At 71.4% G+C, this 13,341-nt stretch carries 13 protein-coding genes; 6 read left to right on the top strand and 7 right to left on the bottom strand.

Going from position 1 to position 13,341, the window contains the following annotated elements; genetic code table 11:
* The 4 genes from B7X32_RS11865 to B7X32_RS11850 form a co-directional block, all read left to right on the top strand.
* Positions 1-211 (top strand): PadR family transcriptional regulator (locus tag B7X32_RS11865; RefSeq protein WP_292719765.1); only part of this gene is annotated, 211 nt, incomplete at its 5' end.
* Between the two features lies 1 nt (position 212).
* Positions 213-578 (top strand): DUF1048 domain-containing protein, encoded by a 366-nt coding sequence (locus tag B7X32_RS11860; RefSeq protein ID WP_292719764.1) that lies wholly within the window; start codon positions 213-215, stop codon positions 576-578.
* Positions 579-580: 2 nt separating this feature from the next.
* Positions 581-1,399: an ATP-binding cassette domain-containing protein gene (locus B7X32_RS11855; protein ID WP_292719763.1), complete on the top strand. Its 819-nt coding sequence runs from the start codon at positions 581-583 to the stop codon at positions 1,397-1,399.
* Positions 1,396-2,160 (top strand): ABC transporter permease, encoded by a 765-nt coding sequence (locus tag B7X32_RS11850; protein ID WP_292719762.1) that lies wholly within the window; start codon positions 1,396-1,398, stop codon positions 2,158-2,160. Before B7X32_RS11855 ends, B7X32_RS11850 begins: the two co-directional genes overlap by 4 nt.
* Positions 2,161-2,286: 126 nt before the next feature.
* Here B7X32_RS11850 and B7X32_RS11845 read toward each other — a convergent pair whose 3' ends face one another.
* The 6 genes from B7X32_RS11845 to B7X32_RS11820 all read right to left on the bottom strand — a co-directional run bounded on the left by B7X32_RS11845 (position 2,287) and on the right by B7X32_RS11820 (position 7,733).
* Positions 2,287-3,162, bottom strand: a complete 876-nt coding sequence (locus B7X32_RS11845; RefSeq protein ID WP_292719761.1) for a siderophore-interacting protein — start codon at positions 3,160-3,162, stop codon at positions 2,287-2,289.
* An 85-nt stretch (positions 3,163-3,247) separates the two neighbouring features.
* Entirely contained in the window at positions 3,248-4,039 is a 792-nt protein-coding gene (locus B7X32_RS11840; RefSeq protein ID WP_292719760.1) for an energy-coupling factor transporter transmembrane component T, read from the bottom strand.
* Positions 4,036-5,793 (bottom strand): ATP-binding cassette domain-containing protein, encoded by a 1,758-nt coding sequence (locus tag B7X32_RS11835; RefSeq protein ID WP_292719759.1) that lies wholly within the window; start codon positions 5,791-5,793, stop codon positions 4,036-4,038. Before B7X32_RS11835 ends, B7X32_RS11840 begins: the two co-directional genes overlap by 4 nt.
* A 98-nt stretch (positions 5,794-5,891) precedes the next feature.
* Entirely contained in the window at positions 5,892-6,437 is a 546-nt protein-coding gene (locus B7X32_RS11830; RefSeq protein ID WP_292719757.1) for an ECF transporter S component, read from the bottom strand.
* A 49-nt stretch (positions 6,438-6,486) separates the two neighbouring features.
* Positions 6,487-7,428 carry a pirin family protein gene (locus B7X32_RS11825; protein WP_292719755.1) on the bottom strand — a complete coding sequence of 314 codons (942 nt, stop codon included), beginning with the start codon at positions 7,426-7,428 and terminating at the stop codon, positions 6,487-6,489.
* Complete coding sequence (locus B7X32_RS11820; protein ID WP_292719754.1) at positions 7,425-7,733, bottom strand: GNAT family N-acetyltransferase; 309 nt, start codon at positions 7,731-7,733, stop codon at positions 7,425-7,427. Before B7X32_RS11820 ends, B7X32_RS11825 begins: the two co-directional genes overlap by 4 nt.
* A gap of 154 nt (positions 7,734-7,887) precedes the next feature.
* On the opposite strand from B7X32_RS11820, the gene recQ reads away from it, so the two are divergent.
* Together recQ and B7X32_RS11810 are read left to right on the top strand one after the other, a co-directional pair.
* Positions 7,888-9,915, top strand: coding sequence for a DNA helicase RecQ (gene recQ / locus B7X32_RS11815; RefSeq protein WP_292719753.1), 2,028 nt, complete (start codon positions 7,888-7,890; stop codon positions 9,913-9,915).
* 155 nt (positions 9,916-10,070) lie between these two features.
* Positions 10,071-12,134 carry an acyl-CoA dehydrogenase gene (locus tag B7X32_RS11810; protein WP_292719751.1) on the top strand — a complete coding sequence of 688 codons (2,064 nt, stop codon included), beginning with the start codon at positions 10,071-10,073 and terminating at the stop codon, positions 12,132-12,134.
* Between the two features lie 130 nt (positions 12,135-12,264).
* Here the strand turns inward: B7X32_RS11810 and B7X32_RS11805 are convergent, their stop codons facing one another.
* On the bottom strand, positions 12,265-13,224 hold the full coding sequence (locus tag B7X32_RS11805) for a nucleoside hydrolase (protein WP_292719749.1): 960 nt from the start codon (positions 13,222-13,224) through the stop codon (positions 12,265-12,267).
* Between the last annotated feature and the right edge of the window lie 117 nt (positions 13,225-13,341).

Genomic DNA, 13,341 nt, shown 5'->3' with positions numbered 1-13,341 from the left:
CCTGCTGGTGCGGATCGAGCAGCGGGGCCTCGTGGATGTGGAGAAGGTCCCGTCCGAGAAGGGGCCGCCGCGCAAGGTGTACTCGCTCAATACGCAGGGGCGGGATCAGCTCGCCGACTTCTGGAGGACCTGGAGCTTCCTCGCAGAGCACATCGAACAGCTCCGCCACACCGACAGCAGCAGCAAGACCGACACGAATGAAGGAGCCTGACATGGCCGCCAAGTGGATCGAAGCCCTCACCGGGTCCCTCGAGCAGAAGAAGCAGTACAAGCAGGACAAGGCCCGCATGGAGGCCCTTCCCGCCCCCTACGCGGAGGCCGCCATGGCGATGCACCGCTACCTCATGTACGCCGGCGGCATCACCGACGGCGACACCATGATCCGGATGTACACCGACATGGCCGACCTCTGGGAGCGCGCCGCCCTCGACCGCACCCCGGTGCGCGACATCGTCGGCGACGACCCGGTCGACTTCGCCGACACGTTCGCGAAGGCGTACGCCGGCCGCGAGTGGATCGACAAGGAGCGCAAGCGCTTCACGACGGCGATCGACGACGCCGCCCGAAAGGAGAACTGATCATGGCCACCCTCACCGCCCCCGCGATCCGCGTGAAGGGCGTCACCAAGGCCTTCAAGGACCTGCAGGTCCTGCGCGGCGTCGACTTCGAGGTCGAGCGGGGCAGCATCTTCGCCCTGCTCGGCTCGAACGGAGCAGGCAAGACCACGCTCGTGCGCATCCTGTCGACGCTGCTGAAGGCCGACGGCGGCGCCGCGACCGTCCAGGGCTTCGACGTCGCCTCGGCGCCGAACGACGTCCGCGACGCGATCAGCCTCACCGGCCAGTTCGCCGCGGTCGACGAGATCCTCACCGGACGCGAGAACCTCGTGCTCGTCGCGAAGCTCCGCCACCTCAAGGATCCGGGCGCCGTCGCCGACGATCTGCTCGCCCGGTTCTCGCTCACCGACGCCGGAGGGCGTCGCGCCGGCACCTACTCCGGCGGCATGCGGCGCCGGCTCGACATCGCGATGAGCCTGATCGGCAACCCGCCGGTGATCTTCCTCGACGAGCCGACCACGGGTCTCGACCCGCAGGCGCGGATCGAGGTCTGGGACACCGTCAAGGAGCTCGCGAACGGCGGCACGACCGTGCTGCTCACCACGCAGTACCTCGACGAGGCGGAGCAGCTGGCCGACCGGATCGCGATCCTGCACGAGGGCACCATCATCCAGAACGGCACGCTCGCCGAGCTCAAGCGGCTCCTGCCGCAGGCGAAGGTCGAGTACGTCGAGAAGCAGCCCAGCCTCGAGGAGGTCTTCCTCGCCCTGGTCGGACCGTCCGCGGCACCGGCCCCTGAGCCCGTCGAAGGGCCTGACACCAAGAAGGAGGCAGTGAAATGACCAGCCACGTCCTCAGCGACACCGGCACGCTCACCGGCCGTTCGCTCAAGCACATCCTGCGCAGCCCCGACACGATCATCACCACCGCGGTGACCCCGATCGCGCTCATGCTGCTGTTCGTCTACGTCCTCGGCGGGGCGATCCACACCGGATCCGACCAGTCGTACATCGACTACATGCTGCCGGGCATCCTGCTCATCACGATCGCGTCCGGCATCGCGTACACCTCGTACCGGCTGTTCCTCGATCTCCAGGGCGGGATCTTCGAGCGGTTCCAGTCCATGCCGATCGCCCGATCGAGCGTGCTCTGGGCGCATGTGCTCACCTCGCTCGTCGCGAACATCGTCTCGGTGGCGATCGTGATCGGCGTCGCGTTCGCGATGGGGTTCCGCACCGGAGCCTCGGTCGGCGCGTGGCTGGCCGTGGTCGGGATCCTGGTCCTGTTCACCCTGTCGCTCACCTGGCTCGCCGTGATCGCGGGCCTCAGCGCCAAGACCGTGGACGGCGCGAGCGCGTTCAGCTACCCGCTCATCTTCCTGCCGTTCATCAGCTCGGCGTTCGTGCCCACCTCCTCCATGCCGGGCCCGGTGGCCTGGTTCGCGGAGTACCAGCCCGTGACGTCGATCGTGAACACCATCCGCGCACTGTTCAACGGCCAGCCCGTGGGATCCAGCATCTGGATCGCCCTCGCCTGGATGGTCGGGATCCTCGTGGTCGCCTACGGCTTCGCGATCGCCATCTACAAGAAGAAGATCAGCTGAGCAGACTACGTATCCGTGCGTGGACAGACTCAGCAACCGGCTGATCCGAACCGGATCGAACCGCCTTCGGCGCCCCGTGCGCCCGGAGGCGGTTCGAGGCGGTTCGGGAAGGTTCGGCCCCGCGGCTCAGCCCAGCGGCTCCGCCGCCGTCTCGCGCGCCGCGCGGGATGAGGGTGACGAGGATCCGATCCGCCAGTACCCGCAGAAGCTGACCTGGCCCTTGTCGACGCCGCGCTCGCCGACGAGCAGCTTGCGCGCACCGGAGGCGAGCGCCTGCTCGCCGGCGGCATAGGCGTGGAACGGCGCCTCGGGCAGCGCCAGCTCCCGCAGCGCCGCGAGAGCGAGTGCGCCGGGCCGGTCGGACGATGCGCGCACGAACCACTGCACGTCGATGCCGTCGGGGTGCGGGAAGTCCAGTGCGTCGTCCGCGGAAGGGGCCTCCAGAAGCACGGATCCGGTCGCGTGCGCCGGCAGGGAGCCGCAGATCGAGGCGATCGCGGGCAGGGCCGTCTCATCGCCGACGAGCACGACCCGCTCCGTACCGCGCTCGGGATTGAACGTGAGCCCCTCGTCGATCACGAGCACGCGCTCGCCGGGGCGGCAGGTCTCGGCCCAGCGCGACGCCGGCCCCGCGGTGCCCTCGGCGGCGGATCCGTGCAGCACGAAGTCCACGTCGAGCTCGGCACCGGCGTCGGCCGTGGCAGGACGGAAGGTGCGCACGCTGTAGTTGCGCATCACCGGGCGCTCGCCGTCGGGGATCCGCAGGAATCTGAGGTACCCGAGCGTGTGGTTGGCCTTGGCCGGGACCCGGCTCAGCCCCTCCTCGCCACCCACCGGCAGGAACAGGCGGAACCACTGGTCGTAGCCCATGGGCGAGAATCGCTCGATCTCTCCGCCGCCGAACGTGATGCGCACCCAGTGCGGAGCGAGCCGCTCGGTCCGCAGCACCGTGAGCGGGACGAGCCCGGCCGAAGCCGGCTTGACCATCTTGCTGTACGCCATGGGGAGCCTTTCATCTCTGTTTCGAAGTGCGCAATTTGCCCCGAAATCGCAGGCGATGGAGCCATTTGCGCGCTTCGAATCCGGGTTAGGTCAGTATCAGGAGGATGCCCGCGGAGGCGGCGAGCATCAGGACCAGGAAGACGACGTCGCGGGCGCGGAAGGGGACCTCGTGCCGCTCGGTGCGGGTGGGGTGCGCGCCGAACGCGCGTGAGTCCATGGCCAGGGCAACGCGCTCGGCATGCCGGATCGCGCTCGCCAGCAGCGGCACGATGTAGCCCCAGCCGCGCGCGACGCGGGCGAACGGCCCGCGTCCGCCATGCGTGCCGCGCACGCGGTGCGCCGCACGGATCACGCTCAGCTCATAGCCGAAGCGCGGCACGAACCGGTAGGCCGCGAGCGCGGTGTAGCCGAAGCGGTACGGGATCCGCAGCTGCTGCACGCCCGCGCGCACGACGTCCGGTCCGGTCGTGGTGAGGCCGGAGATGAGCGAGAGCGCGAGGATCGCGGCCAGCCGCAACCCCGTCGCGAACCCGCTCTCCAGCGCGCCGGCGTGCAGCCCCCAGGTGCCGATCCGCAACGCGATCGGGGTCGACGCGACCTGCGCCGGATCCGTCCACAGCGCCATCGACACCCCCAGCACGACGACCCCCGCGGGGATCGCGAGCAGCAGCACAGCCCAGATCCGCGCGGTCGGCCTGGCGCCCGTCAGCAGCACGGCGTAGGCGAGCACGAGGAACGCGATCGGGGTCGCGAGGTCCCGCACGAACAGCAGCAGCACCATCGCGGGCAGCACCGCGCCGAGCTTGGCGAGCGGGTTCAGGTGATGCAGCCAGGCGCGCGCGGGCGCCGCCGTCTGCTCGGCGTACGGATCGCTCACGGTGCCGGCTCCGTCGCTTCGGATCCGGCGATCGTGCCGAGCCCGGATCCGGTGATCGCCTCGGATCCGGTGACGGCCTCGTCGCCGAGGAGTGGCCGCAGGTCCGGCGGGACCGCGAGATACGCCGCGGGGAGCGGGATCAGGGCATCGCGCACGAGGGTCGACGTGGCACCGGCGGCGACGATCCGCCCGTCCTCGACGAGCACGGTGCGGGACGCGTGCTGGACCACGAGGTCCATGTCGTGCGTCACGAGCACGATCGTCGTGCCCTCGGCCCTGAGCTCGCGGAACAGCGCGAGCAGCTCCTCGGTGCGCGCTCTGTCCTGACCGAATGTCGGCTCGTCGAGCACCAGGATCCGCGGGCGGGTGATCAGCGCGGTGCCGACCGACAGTCGCCGCTTCTCACCGCCGGACAGCAGGAACGGGTGCACCTCGGCCTTGCCGGTGAGTCCGAAGCGCGCGAGCATCGCGCCGACGCGTTCGTCGATCTCGGCCGGCGGGGTGCGCCGCAGCCGCAGGCCGTGCGCGAGTTCGTCGAACACGGTGTGCGCGATGAACTGGTGCTCCGGGTTCTGGAACACGAAGCCGATGTGGGCGGCGAGCGTTCGCGGCGAGGCGACGGCGGGATCGATCCCGTCGACCGAGATCCGGCCGCGCGGCGGCGTCACGACACCGGCCAGCGCCTGCACGAGCGTCGTCTTGCCGGCGCCGTTCCGGCCGATGATCGCGGTGATCGAGGCCGACTCGATATCGAGGTCGACCCCGCGCAGCACCACCTTCCGCCCGCGCCGCACCTCGAGCCCCCTGACGCTGATGACCGGCTCCGTCTCGGCTTTCGAAGTGCGCACCTGGCTGGATCCGGAGGTCGGATCGAGCGTTGTGCGCGCTTCGAAACGGGAGAACGCCGACCGGAGCTCGTCGGCCGTGAGGGGCAGCGGGGAGCCGGGGGCGCCGATCGGGATCCCGGCGGCACACAGCCGGCGCGCTGCGAGCGCGGCGGAGGGCAGCCACGCGCCGAGGGCGAGGATCTCCTCCGCGTGCTCGCGCAGGATCCGCCGGGCGGGCCCGTCGAATGCGATGCGTCCCAAGCCGTCCAGCACGATCGCCCTGGTCGCGATCTCCAGAGCGGCGTCGAGGTCGTGCTCGACCAGGATCAGGGCGCGCCCCTCGGATCCGGCGATGTCGGCGAGCGCGGCGTGGACATCGGCGGTGCCCTGCGGATCGAGGTTCGCGGTCGGCTCGTCGAGGATCAGGAGGGGGGATCCGGTGGCGAGCGCGGAGGCGATCGCGAGCCGCTGCTTGCCGCCGCCGGACAGCCGGTCCGGGTTCTCGGCGCGGCGTTCCCACAGCCCCATCCGCCGCAGGGCGGCTTCGGAGCGGGCGAGCACCTCCGCGACGGGGAAGCGCAGGTTCTCCAGGGCGAACGCCGCGTCGTCGAGCACGGATCCGGTGACGATCTGCGCATCCGGATCCTGGAACACCGTCGACACGGCGCTGGTCAGCGCGGCGATCGGCGTCGTGGCGACGTCGTGCCCGCACGCCTCGACGCTGCCTGACGCGTCTGCGTCGAGCGAGTGCGGGATGAGGCCGCTCAGCGCGAGCGCGAGCGTGGACTTGCCGGATCCGCTCGGCCCGAGCAGCAGCACGACCTCGCCCGCGTGCACCTCGAACGAGACGTCCCTGACGGCGGGATCGCTCGCGCCGCGATGCGTGATCGTGAGATCGCGCACGCGGAGGAGCGGGGCGGCGGGCATCGGGGTCCGTTCGGGGAGGGTTGCTTAGGCAAGCCTAACCTAGGGGCCGACGCGGGCCGAGCGCAGCCGGATCAGGCAGCCGGATCCCCGTCGCGGGCTCAGCGCGGCGCGACGCCCGCGCGACGCAGCGAGATGCCGATCCGCAGGCCGATCGCCGTCCAGAGGATCGGTCCGAGCACGGCGAGCGGGAGGTAGATGATCCGCGCCCACATCGGCAGCTTCGCCAGATCGACCGCGAAGAACACGACCACCGCGATGATCACGCCGATGATCGCGGCCGAGACGAAGAACCGCCACGCGCCCCAGGAGCGGTACCGGGTGAGGGCGGCGACGCCCTCCTGGATGAGGCCGAACAGCAGGGCGGTGCCGAGGAACCGGGGGAACCAGATCGGATTGAAGGCGCTGGCGACCAGGGCGGCGAGCACGTGCGTGAGCAGCGCGACGAGCGGCCGGCGCAGCACCTCCTGCGCGATGATGCCGGGCAGCACGTGCGAGCCCAGGACCAGCCCGTAGGCGAACGGCGCCCCCGCGATCACCGGGATCGTCACCCAGCCGGCGGCGGCGCCGAGGAGCCCTGTGGCGACTCCGATGGCGGCGCAGACGAGCAGGACGCGCGTGGGCAGCGGGGAGCGGACGGCGGGCACCCGTCCAGCGTACCGGCGGGGTCGGACGGCCCGGCCGGGAGTAACCCGGTCAGATCCTCCGGCGCCGCGGCATGAGGTGCACGGGTGGGATCGGCGGGGCGGGGATCCGCTCGTCGCCGTGACCGACGACGTGGCCGAAGCGGGCGGATCCCGCCTCCCAGTCCTCCCTCGCCTGCGCGATCTCCTCGTGGCTGCGGGCGGCGAAGTTCCACCACATCACCAGGTCCTGCTCGAAGGGCTCGCCGCCGAGGAGGAAGAGCAGCGCCCCGCCCTCGCTCGTCACCGTGACGGCCTCGCGGGAGTCGCCGAGGAACAGCACGTCATCGACCTCGAGCGAGGTCTCGGCGAGGTCGGATCCCGCGACGCGGGCGTCGCCCGTGACCAGCAGCAGCCCGTGCTCCCACGCGGGATCGAGCGGCAGGTCGACGGTCGTGCCCGGTTCGAGGCGGATCTCCGCGCCCACGATCGGCGTGTGGGCGGTCGCAGGGGATGCGACGCCCGCGTACGAGCCCATCACGACCGTGACGTCGGCGTCGGATCCGGTGTCGGCGGGAAGCGCGAGCCCGGGCAGCGACAGGTGCTGCTCGAAGCCGGGGGCTCCGGTCGCGGCGCCGTCCGGCAGCACCACCCAGAGCTGCAGGGCGTCGAGCGGGCCGGCCTCCTCGCCGACCGAGTACTCGGAGTGGGCGATGCCGTTCCCCGCGGTCATGAGGTTCAGCTGCCCGCGGCGCAGCACCACGTCGCTGTCGATCGTGTCGCGATGGCGTATCTCGCCGACGAGCGGCCAGGTCACCGTCTGCAGGCCGATGTGCGGATGCGGTTCCACGCGCATGCGCACCTCGGCCGGGCCGAACCGATCGAGGAAGCACCAGGCTCCGATCGTCGGCACGTCCTTGCTGGGCAGCACTCGCAGCACGTTCATCGCGCGCACGCCGCCGAGCGGCACCTCGCGCGCCTCGAGCACGACCGCGCGCGGTCCGTGCAGGCTCATGCCTGCTCCCCGGGCGCTGCGGGGAAGCGCACCTTCGCGCCGGGCACCTCGTGCGTGCGCAGGTACTTGTTGATGTAGGGGCAGTACGGCACGATCGTGTCGCCGGTCGCGACGGCGTCGGCGAGCGCGTCCGCGGCGAGCTTCGACGCGAGGCCCTGCCCCTGGAACGCCGGATCCACCTCGGTGTGGATGAACAGGATCATCCCGGGGCGGCGCTGGAACTCGGCGAACCCGGCGAGCGTCCCGTCGCTGGTGATCTCGTAGCGGGACTTCGCCTCGTTGAGGGTCACGGCGATCTCGGGCATGGCGCTCCTTCATGCGTGTCGTGCGGACTCGGATCCAACCTATGCCCGGGAGAGGGGTTCGAGGCGGGATCCGTGACCCGCGCCAGCTCTATTCCGCCCGCCGGGCCTGTGGACAGCGGCCTCGGGTGTCGGCTCCGCTCGTTACGCTGGAGGCATGCCCCAGAACGATCCGCGCGACCCCTATGCGGATCTGCCGTGGTCCGATGCGCCCCTCGACGACCCCTACGCCGACCTGCCGTTCGCGGAGGAGCCCTGGGAGGCGGCGCCCCCGCCCGAGGAGGGCGAGTGGGCCGGGTCCCCCGGGGCGGTTCCTCAGGGCAGCTTCCCCGTGCCGGTCGCCGCGGCCGCGCCGGCGCCGAGCAGGTACCCGACGCCGCTCGACGCCCTCACCGCGGTCTACGGCTACGACGCGTTCCGCGGAGACCAGGCCGCGATCATCGCGCAGGTCGTGGACGGCGGCGACGCGGTCGTGCTCATGCCCACCGGCGGCGGCAAGAGCCTCTGCTATCAGATCCCCGCGCTCGTGCGCGAGGGCACCGGTCTCGTGGTCAGCCCGCTCATCGCGCTCATGCACGACCAGGTCGACGCCCTGCGCGCCAACGGCGTGCGCGCCGCCTACCTGAACTCGACGCAGACCGCGGCCGACCGCGCCGAGGTCGAGCGCGCGTATCTCTCCGGCGACCTCGACCTCATCTACGTCGCGCCGGAGCGCCTCTCGAACGCGCAGACCCTCGGGCTCCTGCAGCGCGGATCCCTCAGCGTGATCGCGATCGACGAGGCGCACTGCGTGTCCCAGTGGGGGCACGACTTCCGCCCCGACTACCTCGCCCTCGGCGGCCTCGCCGAGCGCTTCCCCGGTGTGCCGCGGATCGCGCTCACCGCCACCGCCACCCGCGAGACGCACCGCGAGATCACCGAGCGGCTGCACCTGCCGCAGGCGAAGCACTTCGTCGCGAGCTTCGACCGGCCCAACATCCAGTACCGGATCGACCCCAAGGTCGATGTCCGCAAGCAACTGGTCTCGTTCATCCGGAGCCAGCCGGAAGGATCCGCGGGCATCGTCTACGCGCTCAGCCGCGCCTCGGTCGAGCAGACCGCCGCGTACCTCAGCGCACAGGGCTTCGACGCGATCCCGTACCACGCGGGCCTCGACGCCGGAACGCGCGCGGCGCATCAGTCCCGGTTCCTCCGCGAGGACGGCGTCATCGTCGTCGCCACGATCGCGTTCGGGATGGGCATCGACAAGCCGGACGTGCGCTTCGTCGCGCACGTCGACCTGCCGAAGTCGGTCGAGGGCTACTACCAGGAGACCGGTCGCGCGGGCCGCGACGGCGAGCCCTCGGTCGTATGGATGGCCTACGGCCTCGGCGACGTCGTGCAGCAGCGCCGCTTCATCCAGCAGGGCGACGGCGACCGCATGATCAAGCAGCGGCAGAACCAGCACCTCGACGCGATGCTCGCGCTGTGCGAGACGGTCGACTGCCGCCGCCAGAACCTGCTCGGCTACTTCGGTCAGTCCTCGGAGCCGTGCGGCAACTGCGACACCTGCCTCACCCCGCCGGACAGCTGGGACGGGCTGATCCCCGCGCAGAAGCTGCTCTCCACGATCGTGCGGCTGCAGCGCGAGCGCCGCCAGTCGTTCGGCGCCGGCCATCTCATCGACATCCTCCGCGGGGCGTCGACGGAGAAGATCCGCAAGTTCCGGCACGACGAGCTCGCCACCTACGGGATCGGATCCGACCTCACCGACGCGCAGTGGCGCTCGGTCGTGCGGCAGCTGCTGGCCCAGGGGCTGATGCAGCCGCAGGGTGAGTACGGCACCCTCGCGGTGAGCGACGCGGCCGCAGGCGTGCTCGCGGGCACGACCGCGGTGAAGCTGCGTCACGACGTGGTCACCCGCGCCGGATCCTCCGGAGGCGGGCGCTCGGCCAAGAGGAATGCCGCCGAAGCGCTCGCCGAGGGCGATCGCGGGCTCTTCGAGGCGCTGCGGGCGTGGCGGGCGCAGACCGCGCGCGAGCAGGGGGTGCCCGCGTACGTCGTGTTCGGCGACGCGACGCTGCGCGCCCTCGCCGAGCACCGCCCCGCGCGGGCGTCCGACCTGGTCGGCATCAGCGGCATCGGCGAGAAGAAGCGCGAGGCCTACGGCGAGGCCGTGCTCGAGGTCATCGCGGCCGAGGGCTGACCGGCTGAGCCGCTCAGGGGGCGTCCTGTGGAGAGCCGACAACCGCCCGGATCCTCGTCGGCCCGATCCGTTGGGGGATCCCCACAGCCGCCTTCGCTCCGCGTTGTTTCAGACCTACCATGAATGCGTCCCCGAAACCTCACGAGAGGATCCTCATGGTCGACGCCGCCCTTCGGACGAACACCGCGAACAGCACCCCGGACGACACCGCGACGCGCATCGACGTCGACGCGGTCGGCGACCTGCTGCTCGGCACCTGGGCGGACACCCGCCGCGAGGCGCGCGAGATGATCAAGGATCCGGCGTTCTGGCGCGACGACTCGCTCGGCAAGGACGAGCATCGCGAGCGCGTGCTGAGCCAGCTGCACCTGCTCGTGCAGAACCGCGCCGTGCACCGCGCGTTCCCGAAGCGCCTCGGCGGCGAGGAGAACAACGGCGCCAACATCGCCGGGTTCGAGGAGCTGGTGGTCGCCGACCCCAGCCTGCAGATCAAGTCGGGCGTGCAGTGGGGACTGTTCGGATCCGCCGTCCTGCAGCTCGGCACCGCAGAGCACCACGACAAGTGGCTCCCCGGCATCATGAGCCTGGAGATCCCCGGCGCCTTCGCGATGACGGAGATCGGCCACGGCTCCGACGTCGCCTCGATCGGCACCACGGCGACCTACGATCCCGCGACCGAGGAGTTCGTCATCAACACGCCGTTCCGGGCGGCGACCAAGGAGTACCTCGGCAACGCGGCGCTGCACGGCATCGCGGCGACCGTGTTCGCGCAGCTCATCACGAATGGCGTGAACCACGGCGTGCACTGCTTCTACGTGCCGCTGCGCGGCGAGGACGGCGTGGATCTTCCCGGGATCGGCCGTGAGGACGACGGCCTCAAGGGCGGGCTGAACGGCATCGACAACGGCCGGCTCAGCTTCGACCACGTGCGGATCCCGCGGACGAACCTGCTGAACCGCTACGGCGACGTCGCTCCCGACGGCACCTACTCGAGCGCGATCGACAGCCCCGGTCGCCGGTTCTTCACGATGCTCGGCACGCTCGTGCAGGGCCGCGTCTCGCTCGACGGCGCCGCGTCCTGGGCCTCCGCGCTCGGCCTCTACATCGCGATCACCTATGCCACGCAGCGCCGGCAGTTCAACGGCGCGAGCGGCGAGGAGACGACGCTGCTCGACTACGGCAAGCACCAGCGCCGCCTCCTGCCGCGCCTCGCGACGACCTACGCGCAGCTGTTCGCGCACGACGAGTTCCTGCGGAAGTTCGACGGCGTCTTCTCCGGCCGCACCGACACCCCGCAGGACCGCGAGGACCTGGAGACCCTGGCCGCCGCGCTCAAGCCGCTGTCGACGTGGCACGCCCTCGACACCCTCCAGGAGTGCCGCGAGGCGTGCGGCGGTGCGGGCTTCATGTTCGAGAACCGCTTCGTGGGTCTGCGCGCCGACCTCGACATCTACGTGACGTTCGAGGGTGACAACAACATCCTGCTGCAGCTCGTCGGCAAGCGCCTGCTCACCGACTACGCCAAGCAGTTCAAGGGCAAGGACGCGGCCGCGCTCGCGAAGTACGCCGTCGGGCAGACCGCGGGCCGGGTGTTCCACGGTGCGGGGCTGCGCCAGTTCGGGCAGGCCGTCGCGGATCTCGGATCCACGGCCCGCTCCGTCGAGAACGGCCTGCGGGCCGAGCAGCAGCACGAGCTGCTCACCGACCGTGTGCAGCAGATGGTGGCCGACATCGCCGGCCGACTGCGTGCCGCGGGCAAGGACAAGGTCCTCGGCGAGAAGCTGTTCAACGAGAACCAGGCCGAGCTCATCGAGGCGGCCCGCGCGCACGGCGAGCTGCTGCAGTGGGAGGCGTTCACCGATGCCCTCGGCCGCATCGAGGACGAGGACAGCAAGGCCGTGCTCACCTGGCTGCGCGACCTCTTCGGTCTGCAGCTCGTCGAGAAGCACCTCGCGTGGTACCTCATCAACGGTCGTCTCTCGGCGCAGCGCGCGGCCTCGGTCTCGCGCTACATCGACCGGCTCTGCGCGCGCCTGCGTCCGCACGCCCTCGACCTCGTGAACGCGTTCGGCTACGAACCGGAGCACGTGCGTGCGCCCCTCGCCTCCGGCGCGGAGCAGGTCCGCCAGGACGAGGCTCGCGCGTACTACGCCGACCTCAGGGCCTCGGGTGCGGCGCCCGTCGACGAGAAGGCCCTGAAGAAGGCCCGCCAGCTGTAGCGCGGGTTTCCCGCCGCGGGCCCGCTCGTCGCCGAGTGCACGGCTTGTTGCCGAGTGCACGGGAACGGCGCGTCAACAGGCTGTGCACTCGGCAGGATCCCGTGCGCTCGGCAAGGTCCGGTCGGTGGTCTCACATTCCGGCGACGCGCTCCGCGAGGTGGTCGGCGAGCGGGGTGTCGGTGGCGAGCACGACACGCACGGTCGCGCCGTCGTGGTCGCGGGCGCCCTGGCGCTGGCCGCGCAGGTCGAACACGGTCTGCCCGCGGCCGGGGCCGTCGGTCGTGTCGACCACGGCCGGCACGGCGGGGGCCATTGTCGGACGCACGTTGCCGACCGCGATCGCCGCGGCGAGCGGGTCGTGCAGGGCGCTGCAGCGGCGGCCGTAGGTCGCGCGGTAGAACTCCATGTAGAAGTCGAGCATCGCCGCGACGGCACGCGCCACGGGGGATCCGGAGGCGGCCAGCAGGTCGCGATGCGCCTCCTCGAACACGTTCTCCATGGTCACGTCGAGCGGCACGACGACGACCGGCCAGCCGGCGGCGAACACCGCGTCGGCGGCCTCGGGGTCGTTGCCGATGTTCGCCTCGGCGAGCGCCGTGATGTTGCCCGGGACGAGCGCCGCCCCGCCCATGAGCGTCACCCGCGCGATGCGGGAGGGGAGCGTCGGATCCTGCGCGAGTGCGGCGGCGAGGTTCGTGAGCGGGCCGACAGCGAGCACCTCCAGGGATCCGGCGTGCTCGTGCGAGAGGCGGATGAGCAGGTCGGCCGCGGTGCCGTCCTCGACCGCACGCGCGGGCTCGGGCAGCGCCACCCCGCCCACGCCGTCGTCGCCGTGCACGTGCGGCGCGCCGCCGTCGTAGGCGTGCGACAGGAAGTCGTGCCGCCCCACGGCGACGGGCACGTCGTCGCGCTCGGCGAGCGAGAGCAGACCCAGCGTGTTGCGCGCGGCCTGCGCCGCCGTGGTGTTGCCGCTGACCGTGCCGATCCCGTGGAGCGCGATCTCGGGCGACGCCAGCAGATACGCCAGGGCGAGCGAGTCGTCGATGCCGGTGTCGCAGTCGAAGTACAGCGGGGCGGGGGTGTCGGTCATCGGATTCTCCTCGGGATGCGGACGGGGTGCGCGGGGGCGGGGCGCCGGCGGACGTGCGGTCCGCCGGAAGGGGTCAGTCGGTCTTGGGCATGAGGAACAGGCTCGCCACCAGGGCGA

Origin of the sequence: Microbacterium sp. 13-71-7 (genome assembly GCF_002257455.1) — a bacterium.
Lineage (GTDB): Bacteria > Actinomycetota > Actinomycetes > Actinomycetales > Microbacteriaceae > Microbacterium.
Note: the sequence above shows the minus strand (reverse complement) of the source record. Positions and strands in the feature narration are given on the sequence as shown.

Bases quoted from the DNA above. Each gene is read 5' to 3' on its own strand.
- B7X32_RS11845 (WP_292719761.1), bottom strand. From the start codon at position 3,162: ATGGCGTACAGCAAGATGGTCAAGCCGGCTTCGGCCGGGCTCGTCCCG.
- B7X32_RS11835 (WP_292719759.1), bottom strand. From the start codon at position 5,793: ATGCCCGCCGCCCCGCTCCTCCGCGTGCGCGATCTCACGATCACGCAT.
- B7X32_RS11855 (WP_292719763.1), top strand. From the start codon at position 581: ATGGCCACCCTCACCGCCCCCGCGATCCGCGTGAAGGGCGTCACCAAG.
- B7X32_RS11850 (WP_292719762.1), top strand. From the start codon at position 1,396: ATGACCAGCCACGTCCTCAGCGACACCGGCACGCTCACCGGCCGTTCG.
- B7X32_RS11825 (WP_292719755.1), bottom strand. From the start codon at position 7,428: ATGAGCCTGCACGGACCGCGCGCGGTCGTGCTCGAGGCGCGCGAGGTG.
- recQ (WP_292719753.1), top strand. From the start codon at position 7,888: ATGCCCCAGAACGATCCGCGCGACCCCTATGCGGATCTGCCGTGGTCC.
- B7X32_RS11820 (WP_292719754.1), bottom strand. From the start codon at position 7,733: ATGCCCGAGATCGCCGTGACCCTCAACGAGGCGAAGTCCCGCTACGAG.
- B7X32_RS11860 (WP_292719764.1), top strand. From the start codon at position 213: ATGGCCGCCAAGTGGATCGAAGCCCTCACCGGGTCCCTCGAGCAGAAG.
- B7X32_RS11805 (WP_292719749.1), bottom strand. From the start codon at position 13,224: ATGACCGACACCCCCGCCCCGCTGTACTTCGACTGCGACACCGGCATC.
- B7X32_RS11810 (WP_292719751.1), top strand. From the start codon at position 10,071: ATGGTCGACGCCGCCCTTCGGACGAACACCGCGAACAGCACCCCGGAC.